General features: G+C 70.4%; 17 protein-coding genes. 10 read left to right on the top strand and 7 right to left on the bottom strand.

The genetic code is table 11. The features are described from left to right. The first annotated feature begins 32 nt into the window (after positions 1-32). Genes DEJ12_RS17125 through DEJ12_RS17105 form a run of 5 tightly spaced genes read left to right on the top strand, consistent with a single transcriptional unit; the run spans position 33 to position 6,061 of the window. Positions 33-1,022 (top strand): ABC transporter permease, encoded by a 990-nt coding sequence (locus DEJ12_RS17125; protein WP_071247140.1) that lies wholly within the window; start codon positions 33-35, stop codon positions 1,020-1,022. Between the two features lie 14 nt (positions 1,023-1,036). Beyond that, positions 1,037-2,077, top strand: coding sequence for an ABC transporter permease (locus DEJ12_RS17120; protein ID WP_111023919.1), 1,041 nt, complete (start codon positions 1,037-1,039; stop codon positions 2,075-2,077). Then, positions 2,074-3,030: an ABC transporter ATP-binding protein gene (locus DEJ12_RS17115; protein WP_111031005.1), complete on the top strand. Its 957-nt coding sequence runs from the start codon at positions 2,074-2,076 to the stop codon at positions 3,028-3,030. The genes DEJ12_RS17120 and DEJ12_RS17115 overlap by 4 nt, the downstream gene beginning before the upstream one ends. Further along, positions 3,027-3,920 carry an ABC transporter ATP-binding protein gene (locus tag DEJ12_RS17110; protein ID WP_111023915.1) on the top strand — a complete coding sequence of 298 codons (894 nt, stop codon included), beginning with the start codon at positions 3,027-3,029 and terminating at the stop codon, positions 3,918-3,920. Before DEJ12_RS17115 ends, DEJ12_RS17110 begins: the two co-directional genes overlap by 4 nt. After that, positions 3,917-6,061 carry a glycoside hydrolase family 36 protein gene (locus DEJ12_RS17105; protein WP_111031003.1) on the top strand — a complete coding sequence of 715 codons (2,145 nt, stop codon included), beginning with the start codon at positions 3,917-3,919 and terminating at the stop codon, positions 6,059-6,061. Before DEJ12_RS17110 ends, DEJ12_RS17105 begins: the two co-directional genes overlap by 4 nt. Positions 6,062-6,266: 205 nt before the next feature. Here the strand turns inward: DEJ12_RS17105 and DEJ12_RS17100 are convergent, their stop codons facing one another. The 6 genes from DEJ12_RS17100 to DEJ12_RS17075 form a co-directional block, all read right to left on the bottom strand. Further along, complete coding sequence (locus DEJ12_RS17100; protein ID WP_111031001.1) at positions 6,267-7,871, bottom strand: MFS transporter; 1,605 nt, start codon at positions 7,869-7,871, stop codon at positions 6,267-6,269. 79 nt (positions 7,872-7,950) lie between these two features. Next, a complete protein-coding gene (locus DEJ12_RS17095) occupies positions 7,951-8,583 on the bottom strand; it encodes a response regulator transcription factor (protein ID WP_111030999.1) in 633 nt (210 codons plus the stop codon). After that, positions 8,580-9,782 carry a sensor histidine kinase gene (locus tag DEJ12_RS17090; RefSeq protein WP_181433191.1) on the bottom strand — a complete coding sequence of 401 codons (1,203 nt, stop codon included), beginning with the start codon at positions 9,780-9,782 and terminating at the stop codon, positions 8,580-8,582. The genes DEJ12_RS17095 and DEJ12_RS17090 overlap by 4 nt, the downstream gene beginning before the upstream one ends. A 29-nt stretch (positions 9,783-9,811) precedes the next feature. Beyond that, positions 9,812-10,609, bottom strand: a complete 798-nt coding sequence (locus DEJ12_RS17085; protein ID WP_111031023.1) for an ABC transporter permease — start codon at positions 10,607-10,609, stop codon at positions 9,812-9,814. Continuing rightward, entirely contained in the window at positions 10,606-11,445 is an 840-nt protein-coding gene (locus tag DEJ12_RS17080; RefSeq protein WP_181433190.1) for an ABC transporter ATP-binding protein, read from the bottom strand. Before DEJ12_RS17080 ends, DEJ12_RS17085 begins: the two co-directional genes overlap by 4 nt. 164 nt (positions 11,446-11,609) lie before the next feature. Further along, on the bottom strand, positions 11,610-12,182 hold the full coding sequence (locus tag DEJ12_RS17075) for a hypothetical protein (RefSeq protein ID WP_111030993.1): 573 nt from the start codon (positions 12,180-12,182) through the stop codon (positions 11,610-11,612). Between the two features lie 139 nt (positions 12,183-12,321). Here DEJ12_RS17075 and DEJ12_RS17070 point away from each other — a divergent pair, with 139 nt between their 5' ends. From DEJ12_RS17070 to DEJ12_RS17050, 5 genes are all read left to right on the top strand, one after another. Next, a complete protein-coding gene (locus DEJ12_RS17070) occupies positions 12,322-13,254 on the top strand; it encodes an NADP-dependent oxidoreductase (RefSeq protein WP_111030991.1) in 933 nt (310 codons plus the stop codon). A gap of 225 nt (positions 13,255-13,479) precedes the next feature. Next, the gene (locus tag DEJ12_RS17065) at positions 13,480-13,848 is read left to right on the top strand and encodes a lactococcin 972 family bacteriocin (protein ID WP_181433201.1); all 369 of its coding nucleotides are present in this window, start codon (positions 13,480-13,482) and stop codon (positions 13,846-13,848) included. After that, positions 13,845-15,743, top strand: a complete 1,899-nt coding sequence (locus DEJ12_RS17060) for a hypothetical protein (protein WP_111030980.1) — start codon at positions 13,845-13,847, stop codon at positions 15,741-15,743. The genes DEJ12_RS17065 and DEJ12_RS17060 overlap by 4 nt, the downstream gene beginning before the upstream one ends. A gap of 2 nt (positions 15,744-15,745) precedes the next feature. Then, the gene (locus DEJ12_RS17055) at positions 15,746-16,420 is read left to right on the top strand and encodes an ABC transporter ATP-binding protein (RefSeq protein ID WP_181433200.1); all 675 of its coding nucleotides are present in this window, start codon (positions 15,746-15,748) and stop codon (positions 16,418-16,420) included. Between the two features lie 4 nt (positions 16,421-16,424). Continuing rightward, the gene (locus tag DEJ12_RS17050) at positions 16,425-16,898 is read left to right on the top strand and encodes a hypothetical protein (RefSeq protein ID WP_111030976.1); all 474 of its coding nucleotides are present in this window, start codon (positions 16,425-16,427) and stop codon (positions 16,896-16,898) included. Positions 16,899-16,938: 40 nt separating this feature from the next. Here the strand turns inward: DEJ12_RS17050 and DEJ12_RS17045 are convergent, their stop codons facing one another. After that, complete coding sequence (locus DEJ12_RS17045; protein ID WP_220034823.1) at positions 16,939-19,059, bottom strand: nuclease-related domain-containing DEAD/DEAH box helicase; 2,121 nt, start codon at positions 19,057-19,059, stop codon at positions 16,939-16,941. Positions 19,060-19,224: the final 165 nt, after the last annotated feature.

The raw sequence follows: 19,224 nt of genomic DNA, 5'->3' as shown, positions 1-19,224 counted from the left end.
CCGATGGGATCGCGACCGAGGAGCACTCGACGATGACCTACTTCCTGCGCAAGATCGGCTTCTACGTCGTCGCACTGTGGGCGGCCCTGACGCTGAACTTCATCATCCCCAGGCTCCTGCCCGGCAACCCGGTGGACATCCTGCTCGCCAAGCTCCAGCAGCGCGGCGGGCAGGTGACCCCGGCGACCCGGGAGGCGTACGAGCTGCTCCTCGGTGGCGATTCCTCGGAGCCGCTCATCTCCCAGTACGGCCACTACCTGGTCAACGTGTTCCGCGGTGACCTCGGCGTGTCCGTCAGTTACTTCCCGGCACCCGTCACCGAGGTGATCGGCAGTTCGCTGCCGTGGACCATCGCCCTGGTCGGGATCGCCACCATCGTGGCCGCGATCATCGGCGTCGGCCTCGGGGCCTTCGTCGGGTGGCGGCCCGGCACCTGGCTCGACTCGTTCGTGCCGGCCACCACGCTGCTCGCCGCGGTGCCGTACTTCTGGCTCGCGCTGATCCTGGTGTACTTCTTCGCCACCGGGCTGCACCTGTTCCCGGCGCAGGGCGGCTACGACGTCATCCTGACGCCCGGGTTCAACTGGGACTTCATCGTCTCGGCGGTGCAGTACGGGGTGCTGCCGGCGGTGACGATCGTGCTCGCGTCGCTCGGCGGCTGGCTGCTCGGCATGCGCAACATGATGGTGTCGACGCTGTCCGAGGACTACATCACCACCGCGCAGGCGAAGGGCCTGTCCGACGGCAAGATCCTGCGGAACTACGCCGCCCGGAACGCCGTGCTGCCGTCCGTCGCCGGGTTCGCGATCTCCCTCGGGTTCATCGTGTCCGGTTCCGTCGTCACCGAGCAGGTGTTCTCGTACCCGGGCATCGGGTCGAAGCTGCTGTCCGCCGTGACGAACAACGACTACGCGCTCATGCAGGGCATCTTCCTGTTCATCACCCTGGCGGTCCTCGGCGCGAACCTCGTCGTCGACCTGCTGTACGGACTGATCGACCCGCGCACGCGGGCCCGGAGCTAGGGGAGGAGACGACCATGACCAACATCCAGCAGGAGACCGAGCCCACCATCGGCGCGCTGACCGAGGAGGCCGACAGCACCACGTCGATCGCCACCCGGCGCGCGTCGAAGGGCGGCATCCGTCGGTTCCTCCCCACGCTCACCCCGTGGCTCGTCACGGGCATCGCGCTCGTCGCCGGCGTCACGCTGTTCGGGGTGATCGGACCGCTGCTCGTCGGTGACCCGACCACCATCCGCGACACCGGACTGCAGGGACCGAGCGGCTCGAACGTCCTCGGCACCACCCAGACCGGTCAGGACGTCCTGGCCCAGCTCGCCTTCGCCACCCGGGGCAGCCTGCAGATCGGGCTCATCGTCGGCGTCCTCGCCACGGTGCTGTCCGCGTTCTTCGGCATCCTCGGCGCCTACCTGGGCGGGATCATGGACGAGGCGTTCTCGCTGTTCTCGAACGTGTTCCTCGTCATCCCCGGCCTGCCGCTCGTCATCGTCATCTCCGGCCTGGTGCCCCGTGAGGCCCGCGGGCTCTGGACCATCGCCGTCGTCCTGGCGATCACGTCGTGGGCCGGGTCCGCCCGGGTGCTGCGGGCGCAGACGATGTCGATCCGCAACCGCGACTACGTGTCCGCTGCCCGGGTCGCCGGCGAACGGCCCTGGCGGGTCATCGCCGTCGAGATCCTGCCGAACCTGCTGCCGGTGCTCGCGTCGCAGTTCGTGTTCGCGGTGATCGCCGCGATCCTCGGGGAAGCGGGACTGTCGTTCCTCGGGCTCGGGGCGTCGAACTCGTCGACGCTCGGCACGATGCTCTTCTACGCCCAGAACGGCTTCGCGCTGGCGAACGGCGCCTGGTGGTGGTTCGTGCCGCCGGGCCTGCTCATCGCCCTGCTCGGCATGGGCCTGTCCCTGGTGAACTTCTCGATCGACGAGGTCATCAACCCGCGACTCGCGAACGTGCGTGCGCAGCGACGGCGCGACCGTCGTGCGAAGCGTGCGGCCCGCTCGGGAGGCCCGGCCCGCGTCGCCACCGCCGGTCACGACACGAAGGGGGTCGCCCGATGAGCGCCACCGACACCGCACGACCGGTCACCTCCGGCGCCACGGGCGACGGCCGCCGGCCGGCCGTGCTGACCATCGACCACCTCGACGTCGTCTACGAGACCGAGCACCCCGTGCACGCCGTCAAGGACGTCTCGCTCACCCTGGCGCCCGGCGAGATCCTCGGACTCGCGGGGGAGTCGGGCTGCGGCAAGACGACCCTGGCGTACGCCATCACCCGGCTGCACCGGCCGCCGGCGAAGGTCACGTCGGGCAGCATCACGTTCCACGACCGCGACGGCACCGACGTCGACCTGCTCGGCCTGCCGCACGAGCAGCTCCGCGCCGTGCGGTGGTCGAAGCTGTCGATGGTGTTCCAGGGGGCGATGAACGCGCTCAACCCGGTCACCACGATCCGCGCCCAGCTCGACGACGCGCTGGTCGAACACCGGAAGGGCCTGCCCCGCAAGGAACGACGGGCCATCGCCGAGGACGCCCTGCGCCGCGTCGGCGTCGACCCGTCCCGCATCACCGCGTACCCGCACGAGCTGTCCGGCGGCATGCGGCAGCGCGTCATGATCGCGATGGCGATGCTGCTCGAACCGCAGATCATGATCATGGACGAGCCGACCACCGCGCTCGACGTCGTGGTGCAGCGGGAGATCCTGCGCGAGATCGTCCGACTGCGCGACGAGCTCGGGTTCGCCGTCGTGTTCATCACGCACGACCTGCCGCTGCTGCTCGAGATCAGCGACCGGATCGCGATCATGCTCCGCGGCGAGGTCGTCGAGTGCGACCGTGCCAGCGTGATCCAGCACGACCCGCAGCACCCGTACACGCGGAAGCTGCTGCAGTCGTTCCCGAGCCTGTCCGGAGCCCGCGGCGCGTTCATCCGCACCGGGGTCGAGGACGGCGCCGAACCCGAGACCGACACCCGGGCCGTCGTGGTCCAGGCAGCACAGGAGACGGACCGATGACCAGTGTGACCGTCAGCCACCTCGGCAAGGACTTCCACACCCGCAAGGGCCTGAAACGCACCACCCTGCGGGCCGTCGACGACGTGTCGTTCGACCTGCTGCCCGGCCGGACCGTCGCACTGGTGGGGGAGTCCGGCTCGGGCAAGTCCACCATCGCGCGGATGCTCGCCAAGCTCGAGACCAGGACGCGCGGCTCGATCGACGTGCGGCTCGAGGACGGCACCCCCGTCGAGGGCAGCATGTACCGGCGGCACGTGCAGATGGTGTTCCAGGACCCGTTCGCCTCGCTCAACCCGTTCCACTCGATCGAGCACCACATCGCCCGACCGCTGCAGCTGCACCACCGGGCCCGCGGCGCCGACGAGACCGCCGACAAGGTGCGGGAACTGCTCGGCCGGGTGAACCTCGACGAGGACTTCGCGTCGCGGCGGCCGCACGAGCTCTCCGGCGGGCAGCGGCAGCGCGTCGCCATCGCCCGCGCACTCGCCCCGGGCGCCCAGGTGCTCATCGCCGACGAACCCGTGTCGATGCTCGACGTCTCGATCCGCCTGAGCGTGCTCAACCTGCTCGGCCGGCTGCAGCGCGAGGACGAACTCGCCGTGCTCTACATCACGCACGACCTGGCGACCGCGCGGCACTTCTCCGACGAGATCCTCGTGCTCTACCGCGGCCGGGTCGTCGAGCGGGGACCGTCGGACGCCGTCATCCTCGACCCGCACCACGACTACACCCGGCTGCTCGCCGAGGCCGCCCCCGACCCGGAGCGCACCGAGCGCCGGATCACCGCGGGGCCGCCGCTCGACCGGACGAAGATCGACAACACCACCTGCTACGACCACACGGTCGGGGACTGGGTGTCGAGCGAGCCCGCACCGGTCGGGGCGCGATGAGCGACGGGTCGACGTTCGTCGACTGGGTCACCGACGGGTTCGCGGCACGGTTCCGGGTCGGTGCGGACCAGCCCGCGGCGCTCGTGTCGTTCGTGCCGGCCGGCGGAGCGTCGGCCGGCGGAGTGCTCGCCGGTGGCACGCTCGCCGACGGGCCGGACGACCCGCAGCCGCTCGTCGAGCTGACGACGATCGGGCACGGGCGGTTCCCGGGCGGTTTCCGGCACGTGGACTCCACCATCGGGGCGCGACTGCGCCCCGTGTCGCACCACGTGCACGACGACGGGACCGACCTGTGGTTCCGGATCGTGCAGGCGGACGCGGCCACGGGCCTCCAGGCCGAGTCGGTGTTCCGGGCGCGCGCCGGCGTGCCCGCGTTCCAGACGTGGACCGAGGTGTCGGCCGAGCACGGTGAGCACGTCGTGGACTCCGTGTCGTCGTTCGCGACCGGGGCGTTCCTGACCGACTCGGGCGCCACCGTCGACGAGCTCGCCCTCGTGCACGCCGACAACGACTGGGCAGCGGAGAGCCGGTGGCGGACCGATCCGCTGCGATCGATCGGGCTCGCGGCGATCGACCGGGAGGCCCAGCACCACCCGCCCCGCAGCCGCGCCGTCGTGCAGAACCGCGGCTCGTGGTCAACGGGCGAGGCGCTGCCGATCGGGGTGCTGCGGGCGGAGGACGCTGTGTCGCATCCGTACGCGCTCGTCTGGCAGGTCGAGCACAACGGGCCGTGGTTGTACGAGCTCGGCGAGACCCGGCGGCACGCGTACCTGCTGCTGAGCGGTCCCACCGACCAGGAACACCAGTGGACCACCGTCGTCACACCGGCGCAGCCGTTCACCTCGGTGCCGGTGTCCGTCGGGATCGCCGGGTCGATCGACGACGCCTTCGGGGTGCTCACCCGGCAGCGTCGGGCGTTCCGGCACGTGCGGGAGGCCGACCGCGCCCTGCCCCTGGTGTTCAACGACTACATGAACACGCTCATGGGCGATCCGACGACCGAGAAGCTCCTGCCGCTGATCGACGCAGCCGCCGACGCCGGAGCGGACCTGTTCTGCATCGACGCCGGCTGGTACGCCGAGGGGCACTGGTGGGACACCGTCGGAGCGTGGGAGGAAGCAGCGTCGCGGTTCCCGACGGGGCTCGGGGCCGTCATCGACCACATCCGTGCACGGGGCATGCTGGCCGGCCTCTGGCTCGAACCCGAGGTCATCGGCATCCATTCGCCGCTGGCCTCGACCCTGCCGTCGTCCGCGTTCGTCGAGCACCACGGGGTCCGGGTCGCGGAGCACGGGCGGCACCTGCTCGACCTGCGCTCGCCGGAGGCCCGCGCACACCTCGACGCGGTGGTCGACCGGCTCGTCGGGGAGCTCGGCGTGACGTTCTTCAAGATGGACAACAACACCATGACGGGGCCGTTCGCCGGGATGCTCGACCACGAGCGGGCGCTGCTCGACTGGCTCGACGCGGTGCAGGAGCGGTACCCGGCACTGCTCATCGAGAACTGCGCCTCGGGAGCGATGCGCGCCGACTGGGCAATGCTGTCCCGCCTGCACATGCAGTCGACATCGGACCAGCAGGACCCGGTGCTGTCCGCCACGATCGCCGCCGCCGCTCCCGCCGCGATGCTGCCCGAACAGGCGGGGAACTGGGCGTACCCGGCGCCGACCATGGACCCGGAGCTGTTCACGCTGTCGCTCGTGAACGGGGTGCTCGGGCGGATGTACCTGTCCGGGTACCTCAACGAGATGTCGTCGTCGCAGCGGGCGGTGGTCGGTGAAGCTGTCGCGGCACACCGGCAGGTCCTGGACGTCGTCGAGGCGTCCGTCCCGGTCTGGCCCCTCGGGCTGCCCGCCTGGGAGGACCCCTGGGTCGCACTCGGCCTGCACGCCACCACGGGCGACCTGTACCTGTCGGTGTGGTCGCTGCCCGGTGCGTCGGCGTCGGCGTCGGTGTCGTTGCCGCTACCGGCGTTCGCCGGGCAGGCGGTGGTCGTCGAGCCACTGTTCCCGACGGCACTCGGGTCGTGGTCCGTGGCGTGGGACGCCGCTTCGGGCTCGCTCGAGGTCGCGAACGGCGGGTCGACCCCCACAGCGCGGGTGCTCCGCGTCCGGTCGCAGGAGGCGGACGCGGAGGCCTGAGCGGGCGCGCGTCGCGATGGCAGGGCGCGCGCTGGAGCGGACGGGAGGCACGGTGCGGGCAGGCACCGTGCCTCCCGTCTCGTCCGTGGTCGCGTCCACGGCGCGGGGGAGGCGGGTTCGTGTCCGCGCGGTGACGGTTCTGGTTCGGGATCCTCGGGGATCGTGAACCAGAACCGTCACCAGCGCTGCAGAACGGGGTCTCCGGTCACGCCTGGTCCTCGTCGTCGGGGCGTCGCGGAGCCCGGAGGCGCAGGGTGGCGCCGAGGCCGATGACCAGGAAGCCGGCGGCGGAGAAGGCGGCGGCGCGGGTGCCGTCGGAGAAGGCGTCGGCGGCGTCGGCGCGGGTGGCCCCGTCGAGGCCGGAGATGGCTCCGCCGGAGGACTGCACCACGGCGTCGGCGATCTTCGTCGCGGTGGCGGCCGGGGTGCCCGCGTCCTGCAGGCGGTGCTCCAGGATGCTGCCGGTCGAGGTGAACAGGACGGTGCCGAGGACGGCGATGCCGAGCGCCGAGCCGATCTGGCGCGCGGTGCTCTGGGCGCCGGATGCCTCACCGCTGCGTTCGACGGGGACGTCCTGCAGCACCACACCGGTGAGCTGGGCCGTCGCGAGCCCGACGCCGAAACCGTAGACGAACAGGCACGGCACGATCGCCCACCACGGCGTCGACGACGTCACGACGAACCCGATCGCGGCGACCCCGACGATCTCGGCGCCGATGCCCATCCGGACGATCGGCAGTGCTCCGACGCGTTGCCCGACCGTGGCGGCGAACCCACTCGCGACGAACGACCCGATCGCCAGTGCGAGCAGCACGAAGCCGGTCTGCAGGGCGGAGTACCCGAGCACGTTCTGCAGCCAGAGCGGCAACGACAGGATGATGCCGAACTCGCCGAGCGACACGATGAGCGCGGCGACGGAACCGTTCCGGAACGAGCCGATGCGGAACAGGTCGAGTGCGATCAGGGTCGAGCGTCCGGCTCGCTGCCTGCGCAGGGAACGGACCACGAAGGCGGCTCCGGCAGCGACCGCGATCACGAACGCGACCGGGATCGGGGAGACCGGGCCGTCCCACGACCACGAGCCGATGGTGAGCGGCGTCGACGACGGGGTCCACCAGCCGTAGGTGCGGCCCTCGATGAGCCCGAACACCAGGGCGGCACTCGCGATCACGGACAGCAGCGCTCCGACGAGGTCGATGCGGCCGGTGTGCCGGGCATCCCGCGACTCCCGCACGGCGACGGCGAGCCCGACGAGGATGACCGCGACGATCGGGACGTTGATGCCGAAGGCCCACCGCCACGAGAAGTCCGTTGTCAGCCAGCCGCCGAGCAACGGGCCGACCGCGACCATGCCGCCGATCGTCGAGCCCCACACGGCGAACGCGATGCCACGCTCCCGGCCGGTGAACGTCGCGTTGAGGATCGAGAGCGTGGTGGGCAGGACCATCGCGCCGCCGATGCCCTGCAGCACGCGGGACACGACGAGGAGCTCACCGGTCGGCGAGAGCGCGGCGAGCACCGACGCCACTGCGAACACGATGACGCCGGTGGTGAGCAGGCGTCGGCGGCCGAACCGGTCGGCCACGGACCCGAAGACGAGCAGCAGGGCGGCGAACACGAGCGTGTAGCTCTCCTGCACCCACTGCACCAGGGTCGAGCCGATGTCGAGGTCGGCGACGATGCTCGGGATCGCGACGTTGACGATCGTGGAGTCGACGATGATGAGCGCCACGGCGAGGCTGATCACGACCAGGCCGAGCCAACGACGACGGTCCGGCGCGGTGGGTGCTGCTGCGGCGGGAGCGCTCATTCCGGTGGTTCCTCTCAGATGATCAGCATGCTGACGACCTGCCGGTACACCCGCTCCCGGTGACCGGCGGACCGGGGACTCACGGCAGGAGCTGGAGCTCCATCGCCCGGGTCACCGCACGGGTGCGGTCGTTCACGCCGAGCTTCTCGAAGACGTGGCCGAGGTGGGTCTTCACCGTGGCCTCGCTGAGGAACAGCGCCCGGCCGATCGCCGGGTTGCTGTTGCCCTGGGCGACGAGGCGCAGGACGTCGAGCTCGCGCGGGGTCAGCGACGGGCCGGCCGCGGCGGGGAGCGAACCCGTCGCTCGGCGGACGAGTGCTGCGGCTGCCGAGGGAGCCAGCGCGGTCTCGCCCCGTGCGGTCGCCCGGACGCCGGCGAGGATCTCGGACTCGGGGGCGGCCTTGAGCAGGTAGCCGGTGGCGCCGGCCTCGATGGCGGCGAGGATCTGGTCGTCGGACTCGTACGTGGTCAGGATCAGGACGCGGACGCCGGGATCGGCGGCGAGGATCTCCGCCGTCGCTGCATCGCCGTCGAGTACGGGCATCCGGAGATCCATGAGCACGACGTCGGGACGTTCGGCCAGTGCCACTGTCACCGCGGCGCGGCCGTCGCTGGCCTGGCCGACGACCTCGATGTCGTCGGCGTCCTGCAGCAGGGCCACGATGCCCGACCGGACGATGGGATGGTCGTCGGCGACCACGACGCGGATCACCGGGGCACCTCTGCCACGGGGTGATGATCGGTGGCCGGGAGGCTCGGCTCGGGTCCGGTGGGCAGGCTCGCGTCGACGACGGTGCCCCGGCCCGGGCTGCTCGTGATCGTGCAGGCACCGCCGGAGAGCGCCAACCGTTCGTGGAGGCCCCGGAGACCGTGCCCGGCTGTCGGGACGCCGGTGTCGAAGCCGACGCCGTCGTCGGTCACACGGACGCCGACGTGATCGGGCGCGTGCCGCAGGACGACGCTGACGGAGCCGGCGTCGGCGTGCGCACGGATGTTCGCGAGGGACTCCTGGACGACCCGGAGCAGCACGACCTGGGCATCACGGTCGAGCGGGCCGTCGGTCGCGTCCACGGCGACGGGCGTGCCGGTCTCGCGGGTGTACCGCTCGGCCAGGCGGTGCAGGGCTCCGGCGAGACTGCCGCTCGTGGCACCGGCGACCCCGGCGGCGATGAGGGCGCGGGAGTCCTCGAGCGCCGCTCGTGCCGACTCTTCGAGGACCGCCAACCGTTCGTCGAGCGCGGCACCGCGGTCGTTCGCCAGGTCCTTGCGGGCACGTTCGGTGAGCATGACGATGCCGGCGAGGTTCTGCGCGACAGTGTCGTGGATCTCGCGGGCCAGGCGCTCCCGTTCGCTCGCCACACCGGCACTGCGGTGGGCGTCGGCGAGGGACTGCTGGGTGGCGCGGAGTTCGTCGAGGAGCTGGCGGCGCTCCTCGGACAGGCCGGCGACGCTCGAGATCCACACGCCCATCGCGCAGGCACCGATGACGCTGATGCCCTCGATGAGCAGGGAGCTGACGAGGGCGTCCGAGCCGCCGGAGACCTGCAGGCCGATGCCGCTCGCGACGCCGACCGCGACCGAGAGCAGGACGGCGGTGCGGACCCGTTCGGACTGCACCCACACGAGCGGGAACGCGATGCACTGCACGAACGCGGTGCTCGGCACGACGGCGGGCAACACCAGGGCGGCGACGAGGACCAGCGGCAGGAAGGCCGCGGCGGCACGGGGGCTGTCGTAGCCGCGGTGCCCGAACACGGCGTAGGCGACGACGAGCACCACGACCGCGGTGTAGGCGGGCCAGCGGATCGACCACGGGGACCACCCGAACACGGTGATCACGGCGGTGAGGAGCATCGTGCCCGCGAAGAAGACGTGCAACCACCGGTTGCGCATCCACGTCTCGCCGTTCATGTGCCCAGCATCCCACCAGTGCGGCGCCATCAGGCGTCCTTGCGGTTCCACCGGAACGTCAGCAGGCATGCCACCGTGCCCAGGACCAGCCACGCTGCCAACACGAGGGCTCCGAGGCCGAGGTGCCACGCGCCTCCCGGCTCACCCGACTCGAACGCACCGGGCAGGAAGACGGACCGCATGCCGGACGCCATCCAGCGCAGGGGGAAGACGGAGGCGACGTCCTGCAACCAGGTGGGGAGCTGCGTGAAGGGCAGGTAGACGCCGGAGATGAACTGCAGCACCAGCACGATCGGGACGATGGTGGCGGTGGCTCGCCGGCCCTCGCGGGGGAGCGCCGAGACCGCGATGCCGAGGACGCAGCTGGTGGCGATGCCGAGGACCATCACCCCGGCGAAGACACCCCAGTTGCTCGTCTCGGTCGGCAGGTCGACGCCGAACACCAGGCTCGCGATCGCCAGCAGCAGTGCGGTCTGCACGAGCGTGGTGACGAGGACCATGCCGATCTTGCCGACGAAGTACGACAGGACGGGCAGCGGTGTGCCGCCGAGGCGCTTCAACGTGCCGTCGCTGCGCTCGGTGGCGATGTCGACGCCGAGGGACTGCGTGCCGGAGAGCAGGATGCCCGTCGCGACCAGGCCGGGCAGGTAGTAGGTGGCGTAGTCGACGCTGACGTCGGGGCCGGCCTGGATGTCGGCGGCGCCGGAGAACGCCACCGAGAAGAGCGCCAGCATGATGATCGGGAACAGGAAGGTGAAGAAGACCGCGTCGGGAGCGCGGAAGTAGGTGCGGATCTCGTAGGAGATGCGGCTGGTCGCTGTCTTCACTGCTGTCCCACCATGTCGAGGTAGACGTCCTCGAGGGACGGACGGATGACTTCGAGGTCGTGCATGGGCGTGGTGCTGCTGCGGATGAGCGCCGCCGGGTCGGTCGTGCGCTCGTCGTGGTGTCCGCCGTCGTCGTCACGCCAGCGGACCCGGGGCGTGCGGGCCTCGGCGCCGCCGATCTCGTCGATGGGTGCGAGGTCGAGGAGCTTCCCGTCGGCGATGACCGCGGCCCGGTCGGCGAGCTGAGCGGCTTCGTCGAGGTAGTGCGTGGTGAGCAGGATCGTCGTGCCCTCGCGCTGCACCTGGCGGAGGAGGTCCCAGAACTGCCGGCGGGCCTCGGGGTCGAAGCCCGTGGTCGGTTCGTCGAGGAACAGGACCTCCGGGCGGCCGATGATGCCGAGGGCGACGTCGACGCGGCGGCGCTGGCCACCCGACAGTCGGCTGATGCGGGTGTTGCGCTGCGTCTCGAGGCCCGTCGCGGTGAGGAGTTCCTCGGTGCTGCGGTGCTTCGGGTAGAGCGTCGCGAAGTGGTTGAGCTGCTCGGCGACGGTGACGTTCGGGGACTCCGCGCTGGTCTGTAGGACGATGCCGATGCGTGCGTTGTGGCTGCGGCTCGTCCGTGCGGGGTCGTGGCCGAGGACGCGGACCTCGCCGGCGGTGCGGGAGCGGTACCCCTCGAGGATCTCGACCGTCGTGGACTTGCCGGCACCGTTGGGGCCGAGGAGCGCGAAGGTCTCGCCCCGTTCGATCGTGAAGGAGACGTCGTCCACGGCGCGTTTGCCGGTGGCGTACTGCTTGCCGAGGTGCTGGACCTCGATGGCGGGGGACTCGGGCATGGGTCCAGCTTCGCCGCCGGGTGGCCGTGCGGGATCGACCGGGGCGGTGGTCTCGGCATCGTCCGATCGGGGGATGGTGCCGGCGGGGGAGGTGGTTCGGTTTCCGGCCGGTGACGGTTCTGGTTCGCGATCGTCGGGGTTCGTGAACCAGAACCGTCACGACTTCAGTACTGCGGCCGGATCCAGTCCGTCGGTTGCACGAAGCGGGCGTGGGGCAGGACTTCGCCCGGCTCGGCGGTCCGCACGCTCGTGATGATCGTGGTCTGGCCGTACTCGTACGACCGGCGGGCGATGCCGTCGCGCTCGTCGATCACCAGCGTCGTGCGGAACGCCGGGTCCTCGCCGTGCTCGAACGTCACCAGGATCGAGTGCTCGCCGACGTGCTGGATCAGGATCGGGTGGACGTCGTCCGTGGCGCGGCCCCACCGGAGCATCAGGTCGGGGACGGCCATCCGGACGACGGGAGACGAGACCGTGCTCCGGGCGAACGACACCTCGATCGGGCCGTCGTCGGGGTCGTGCAGCACGCCCTCGCGGTAGGAGACCGGCCTGGCCCGCTGGCGCACGAGAGTCCAGGTCTGCGCGGCCTCGTCGATGTCGACGCGGAACTGCCAGTACTTCTGCCGGGACTCCTGGTGGACGCCCTCGAGGACGTACCGGGCGGGTCGACGGAGGGCGGCGAGCTCCTCGGCGATCGCAGGACCGTCAGACCGGGTGAGGAGTTCGTCGAGACGCACGGTGCCAGCATGGCGCACCACGTGCCGTGGACCGCACCCCCTGACGGGCGGGAGGCGCGGGGCGGGGTGGTGCCGGGCCTCCAGGCCGTGGGGTGGTCGCGTCAGGTTGCCTCAAGCAACGTGCGCGTAGACCGGGAGGATGCAGGTCGTCGGAGTCGAACAGTTCGGAGGGCCCGAGGCCCTCGCCGTCCACGAGGTGTCGGAGCCGCACGCCGGTGCGGGATCCGTGCGGATCCGGGTGCAGGCGTTCGCCGTGAACCCGACCGACACGGGGGTGCGTGCCGGGCAGCGGGACAGCTCGCAGGCCTCGCCGCCGTACGTGCCGGGGATGGACGCCGCCGGCGTCATCGACGAGGTCGGGCCCGACGTCACCGGATGGCAGGTCGGCGACGAGGTCATGGCGATGGCGCTGCCGCTCAGCGCCCACGGTGGCGCCTACGTGCAGGAGCTCGTCGCGCCGGTGGGGTCGTTCACGCGGATCCCTCGTGGGACGTCGATCGAGGCCGCGGCGACCGTGCCCATGAACGGGTTGACGGCGTTGCAGATCCTGTCGCACGCCTCGCTCGCGCCGGGGCAGACGCTCGCCGTGACCGGTGCCGCTGGGCTGCTCGGGAACTACGTGGTGCAGCTGGCGAAGGCCGCCGGGCTGACCGTGATCGCGGATGCTGCTCCGGCGGACGAGGCTCTGGTCCGGTCGCTCGGGCCGGACCACGTGGTGCCTCGCGGTGATGGGTTTGCTGCCGCGGTGCGCGAGCTCGTGCCGGACGGGGTCGATGCGCTCGCCGATGCTGCCGTGCAGCGCGACGAGGTCGTGGACGCCGTTCGCGACGGGGGAGTCTTCTTCGACGTGCGGGGGTGGCAGGGGAACGGGGCTCGGGGGATCGAGTTCGTGCAGATCATGGTGTTCTCGGAGTACCGGTCGTTCGACAAGCTCGAGCAGCTGCGGCATGCGGTGGAGAGTGGGACGTTGACGCCGCGGGTTGCCGAGGTGCTGCCGGCTGCTCGGGCTGTGGAGGCGCATGAGCGGTTGGAAGCGGGCGGGACGCGGGGGCGGTTCGTGTTGACGTGGTGAGTTGACGACGTGATGATCGGCGGGAGGTGCGGTGCCGGTTGGTGCCGTGCCTTTCGTCGTTTGGCGGCGGCGCTTTCGTGCTGAGACGTCGTCGAGCAGACGACGCAGCCCGAGTGGCAGCGACGATGCGAGATACAAAATATGCTGGACTTATGATTTAGCGTTTCGGTCGCTACGGTTCGGACGTGGTCGATGGACGACCACGATCGATACGGAGGCATCTCGATGAAGAAGATCATCCAGCTCGGCGCTTTTTGCGGGGCATTGTTCATAGCGGCCGGGCTCGGCGTCTCGCCGGCCAGCGCGGCACCGTCCGACGCCGCAATCGTGGTCGAAGGAAGCGCATCGGCGGACGCTCCTCAGCAGACTCGGGCCGGCAAGATGGTGCCCGCTGGCGGCGGCATGTGGACCTACGGCATCTGGGACAAGAAGGTCCACTCGCTCTTTGCGCACGAGCGGTCCACGCACCGAGCGTCGGTCAAGTCCAACGGCACGGTGACGCGGTCAGCCTGGCAGCCCCCGAAGACCCTGGCCTACGCAACGCGAGCCAAGGCGGTCTCCGGGAACCAGTCGTACTGGGCAACTCGCGGATGAGGGCCTTCGCGGCCGCCACTGCCGTCGCGGTGGCGGCCGCGATCCTCGCCGCCACCGCGCTCGTCATCTCCGTGGTGGGCACGATGGAAGCATCCGGTGCGCTGGTGGGCCGTAGTGTCGTGACCCTCACCGATCTTCCGTACGGCCTGACGAAGTCAGAACAAGTGCGCAATCTCACTTCCATCGCCACCGATTCTGATGTGTCGCTGGCGATGCTCGTGCCGGACCGCCACGCACGGCCGGACGTCTGGACCGCTTACGTGTTCCGCGGTCGCCCGGTCGTTCCGGTTCTTCGAGGTGAGCTGGACGTCCGTCCGATCGGCGACGGTGCTGACCTCGACCTGCGGACGACCTTCGCCGTCGGCGGTTCTGCCGAGGCGACGGAGCGCTTCCTCGAAGGCCTCGGACGGGCCGATTACAAGTTCGTGGACGACACGCCCCGGGGTCCCGCGGCGCTCGTCTTCGTCGTCTCAGAGTCCGGCACGCTGGCCGCCCTCGTCGCGACTGCCCTCGGGATCGCGGTTGCGCTCATCGCAGAGTCGGCCAGGAGGAGTGCGCGCCAGGGGATCCGCCGGACCGTTGGCTGGTCACGGCGGCGGGTCGCAGCTCGGGAAGCCGCTGAGATGAGCGTGCTCGTCGGCGCTCTCGTCGTCGTGTCGTGTGTGGCGGTCGCAGCACTCCTCACCGCGCGAGCTGCAGGCACGTCCGTCTGGAGTCTCACCGCCGTTCTCTTCGTCATCGTGTTGGTCCCCGTGGGAGCCGTGATCATCTGCGGACACGTCCTCGCCAACGTGTTGTGGGTACGAGAGCTCAGTTCGGCGAAGGCCGCGCACTGGCCGCTCGTCGTCGTCACCTCGGCCGCGATTGGCTTGGTGGTTCTCTCTGTCCTGGACATCGGCGCGATCGCGGCACGTCAGGAACGAAGCACGGCGCTCGAGAGGACGTTGGTCGCTGAATCAGCGCACGGTGATGATGTCGTCCTGGGCACGGGTTTCACCGACTTTGATCAAGACGTGGCGTTCGGCAAGCTCGCGCTTGGACCACTCGCCAGAGGAGATGCCGGCTTGGCCCAGGTTTCCTTCGTTGAGTCGTTCACCGTCGTCGGCGATGTTGCTGTCGGACTCAGTGCGTACAACGATGAGATCGAAGCTCGACCTGGACCCGTGCTGCTCGTTCCCGAGGTCCTCGCCCCGGACGCATCGCAGCTCAGGCGGACCGCGGAAGAAGAACTCGCTGCGGGCTGGGAAGTCGAGGGTCGTGCTCCGCCGAGGGAAAGGTCGGTGCGGGCCGTGACGGTTGCATCGACGGCCGACATCACGGAGTCCGTCATCGACTGGACGGGCGCGTTGCGGCCGGAGGCTTCCACCTGGCCGGACATCCCGGTACTCGTCGTCCCTGATCCAACGGACATCGCACCGAATCGCATCGGGACCGCGGTCGCGAACGGCGAAGTCCGGTTCGCCGACCGCCGCGCGTTGCTCAGTGCCGTTGACGATGCAGGTCTCTCCGACGTCGTGCTGCAGGTTCGGCGGGTCGGCGCAACGGTCGAAGGGCAACTCGCGATGCTGAGGAGCGAACGCCTCACTGCGATGGTCGCCGCGCTCGCCGCTCTTGCCGCAACCGTGTTCACCGCGAGCGCGCTGGTCGTCGAGCACCGCGTTCGAAGTCGTGTCCCAGGACGAGTGCTCTTCCTCTCCGGCCGCAATCCGGTGATCCGACATCGGCGATTCGTCCTCGTCGGGGTCGGTCTCACTGCAGCAGTCACCGCTGTGACGCTCGCCTTCACCGGGCACCAGGCTTCGGACGCCGGGGCCTTCGCTGTGCTCGCGGCAGTCCTTGCTGCCGGGACCCTCTCTGTACTGCTGGCCATCACCGGCCGGCGCGAAAGGACATGACCATGACTGACCAGCCCATCCTGCACGTCGATGGTCTCGGCCACGACGTCGCGTCCCGGACCCTGTGGGACGACCTCGCGTTCACCGTCGCCCACGGAGAAGTCCTCGCGGTTCGCGGGGCGTCGGGGCAGGGCAAGAGCACCCTCTTGCGCTGCCTCGGCGGCTTGCAACAGCCGACACGTGGGAAGGTGCGGATCGGCGGTGAAGAGCTGGGTTCGATCGGCGAGCGGCGGCAGCGATCGCTCCGCCGAGACATGATCGGGTTCGTCATGCAAGACCATGCGATCGTTCCCGAGTGGTCGGTTCTCCGGAATCTGCGCGTCGTTCGGCCCGACGGCGTGGGCCGCCAAGCGCTCGACGTGCGGATCTATGAGGCACTCGACGCCGTCGGTCTTGATGGACGGCAGCGTCAGCGAGCGGGTCTGCTCAGCGGCGGCGAGCAGCAACGGGTGGCGCTCGCCCGGGTGCTCGCGCAGCGGCCGAGCTTGGTGCTGGCCGACGAGCCGACGGCCTCGCTTGATGACCGGAGCGCTGCCCGCGTGCGTGCTGGGCTGGACCTGATCCGCGCGCACGGGGGAGCGGTGGTCGTCGCGACGCACGACCCGGCGCTGCTGGAGTGGAGCGGGCGCGAGATCGACCTCGGCTCAGAGACCGCCGAAGCGCGTCGGGGCAGCTGAGAAGGTGTTCCGCAGCCCCGCGGACCACGGCGTCGTGTTCGGGACGATGTTGCTGCTCGGCCCCATCGCCGTGGTCGGTGTCGCAGGAGCGGCGGTCCGAGAGTTCGATGTGCCGTCGCTCGTCGTGCTCGGCCTGCTCGTCGGAACGCTGATCTGGATGGCGGTACTCGCCACCAGGACGGCCGCGTTCGTCCGGTGTTCGCCGGAACAGATCACCGTTGGCCTGACGCCCTTCTGGCGGACTCGCTTGGTGCGTCGCGACGTCGTCGAAGTCGCGATCGTGCGGATCGATGCTCACGCCGACTACGGCGGATGGGGCATCAAGGGTGCGGTTCGAAGCGCTTGTGGGCGGCTCTACTCGGTGGGCGGGGAAGTCGCCGTCCGATTGGAGATGCGGGACGGGCGAACGTTCGTGGTCGCATTCAAGGACCCGAGGACAGCAGAGTGTGTGCGGCAAGTGCTCTGCGACCGGGACTGAAGACGCTCAGCTGGTCGTCATAGCTGGCCGAAGAGAACCGTCAGCGGCTGCGCGGGGCTCCGCTGCGGACGCCGACCCACAAACCGTCCCGCGCCCGGGTCATCCCCACGTAGAGCTCGCGGCGCCCTCGCTCTCGGCGCTCTCGTTCGGACTCCGATGTGACGGCCGGGGCAGCATCGAGCAGCCCACGGTCGACGTGCGCGAGCAGCACCTGCTTGAACTCGAGGCCCTTCGCACGCTTCACCGTCCCCACGCGAACCGCGTCCGAGCTCCGCCCCGCGTACTGCTGCAGCGAGACGGTCGCGACGCCGGCGCTTGCGAGCGCCCGCATGACGTCGTTCGCCTGCCGGTTCGTCGCCGTGAGGATGCCGACGTCACCGTGGCCGGTTCCGACGAGTCGGAGGACCTCGGTCAGCCGGTCGAGCATCGCCCGGTCGTGGTCCGCACGACTCGCGAACTGCGTCATCGTCGGGGCAGCACCGGAGCGGGAGACGTCGGACACCGCGTCACCGACTCCGTCGACACCCTCGATGTCCACGAACTGGTCGTCCGCCACCATCTCCTTCGCGAACTCGAGGATCTCGGCGGTGTTCCGGTGGTTCACGTCGAGCACGACACCGCGTCCGGACAGGCTGATGCCGACCTCGCCGAGCGTGTACCCGCCGGGGTAGATCGTCTGCTGGCCGTCGCCGATGAGCGTCAGGCCGTCGGTCCGGTCACCCACGAGCTGGTGCACCAGCGAGACCATCGCGCAGGTCAGGTCCTGCGCCTCGTCCACGATGACCGCGTCGTACCGCTCGAGCGGCACCGCGCGGACCGCGTCGCGAGCGAGCAGAACGATGTCCTCCCAGTCGTGCGCCCGTCGCTCGCGCAGCCCGCGCGCGTACACCTCGTACAGGTCCCAGACGGCTTGCCGCGTCTCCAGCGGGAGCGCGTGCTTGCGCCCGACGCGAGCAAGGTCCGCGTACTCGTCGAACCGCGTCAGGCCGCGGCCCTTGATGACGTGGCTGATCTCGTCTTCCCAGTACGAGCGCGAGAATCGCGACGACCGCAACGGACTGGAGGCGCGGATCGCGTTCCACGCGTCGTCGAACGCAAGCTGGGCCTCCCGTCCAGGAGTGCGGAACGCGATGCCGCGTTCCTTCAACAGGCGCGTGGCGAACGCGTGGACGCCCATGAAGTCGACGCGACCGACCATGTCGGGCGCGAGGCGTTCGAGGAGGGACTCGAGGACCTTCGGCAGAGTGCTGATGTACGTCGTGAACAGCACGCGACCGCCGGTCGCGCGTGCGAGGTACGCGGCCCGGTGCAGGCCGACGACGGTCTTGCCGGTGCCGGCAGCGCCGCGGATGCGTGCCGGGCCGTTGAAGCTGCGGCGGACGAGCTTGGCCTGTGCCGGGTCGAGGAACGCCATCCAGTCCTCGATCGGCGCTTCGAGCACGCCGTCGAGGAGCTGGTCGGTCAGCTCGTCGTCCGCGGTGTCGACCGTCGGGACGAGTACGTCGGATTCGCGGGGGAGTACCGGTGCCGGGACGACGACCTGTGGCGGTGTTGCTCCGCCGTCGCCGATCACGGGGAAGTGGTGCAGCATCGCGGCGAGGACCTCGTCGACGCGGGACGCGGACAATCGGGCTCCACGCTTCGTGATGTGGCCGACGAGGTCGTGCGCCCCGATGACATCGACCGAGGCGACGCGAGCGTGCATGCGCTTCTGGCCGGCGAGTGCGGCGACCGCATGCACCTCGCCGGGCGCCAGGCCCGTGTCCGCCAGTGCTGCCTCGGTGCTGTACGCGAGATCGGCGAGTCGGGCGATGTCGTCGGTGACGTCCTCTTGGCCGCGGGTGATCCGGTCGCCGTGGACCGCGACCTCGCGCCAGGCCTTCGTGTCGACGATGAAGACGCCGGCTCGGCCGACGACGACCATGTCGACCTGTGCCGTGCGGCTGCCCGGCCAGCGGCGGTCCGCGAGCAGGTGGTAGCCGATGCCGGCGAGCGGCGCGAGGATGCGGGCGGTCTCGCTCTCGGTGCGGTGGGCGATCTCGAAGCGGGCAGCGCGTTGCTCGGCGTCGTCCGCCTGGCGGCGGAGTTCGCGTGCATGGCTGCGCTGGCGGTGTGCCTCGACCCCTGCGGATTCTCCGGCCATCGTCATGGTTGGTCCCATGGGGATGTTGCTCGACGCAACGCGCGTCTTCCCCTGGGCGCGCGGTGCTGCCCCATCCTCGTCGAGCGCTCAGGATCGGCGCGAGCACCCGTTCTGGGGTGGGGGGGGGGGGGGGCGGATCGTCGCACTGATGTCGCTCACGATGCTCAGACGTTGCCGCAGCGG

It is taken from the genome of Curtobacterium sp. MCLR17_059 (assembly GCF_003234665.1).
Lineage (GTDB): Bacteria > Actinomycetota > Actinomycetes > Actinomycetales > Microbacteriaceae > Curtobacterium > Curtobacterium flaccumfaciens.
The sequence above is the reverse complement of the archived record's forward strand: the minus strand, read 5'-3'. Positions and strand labels throughout refer to the sequence as shown.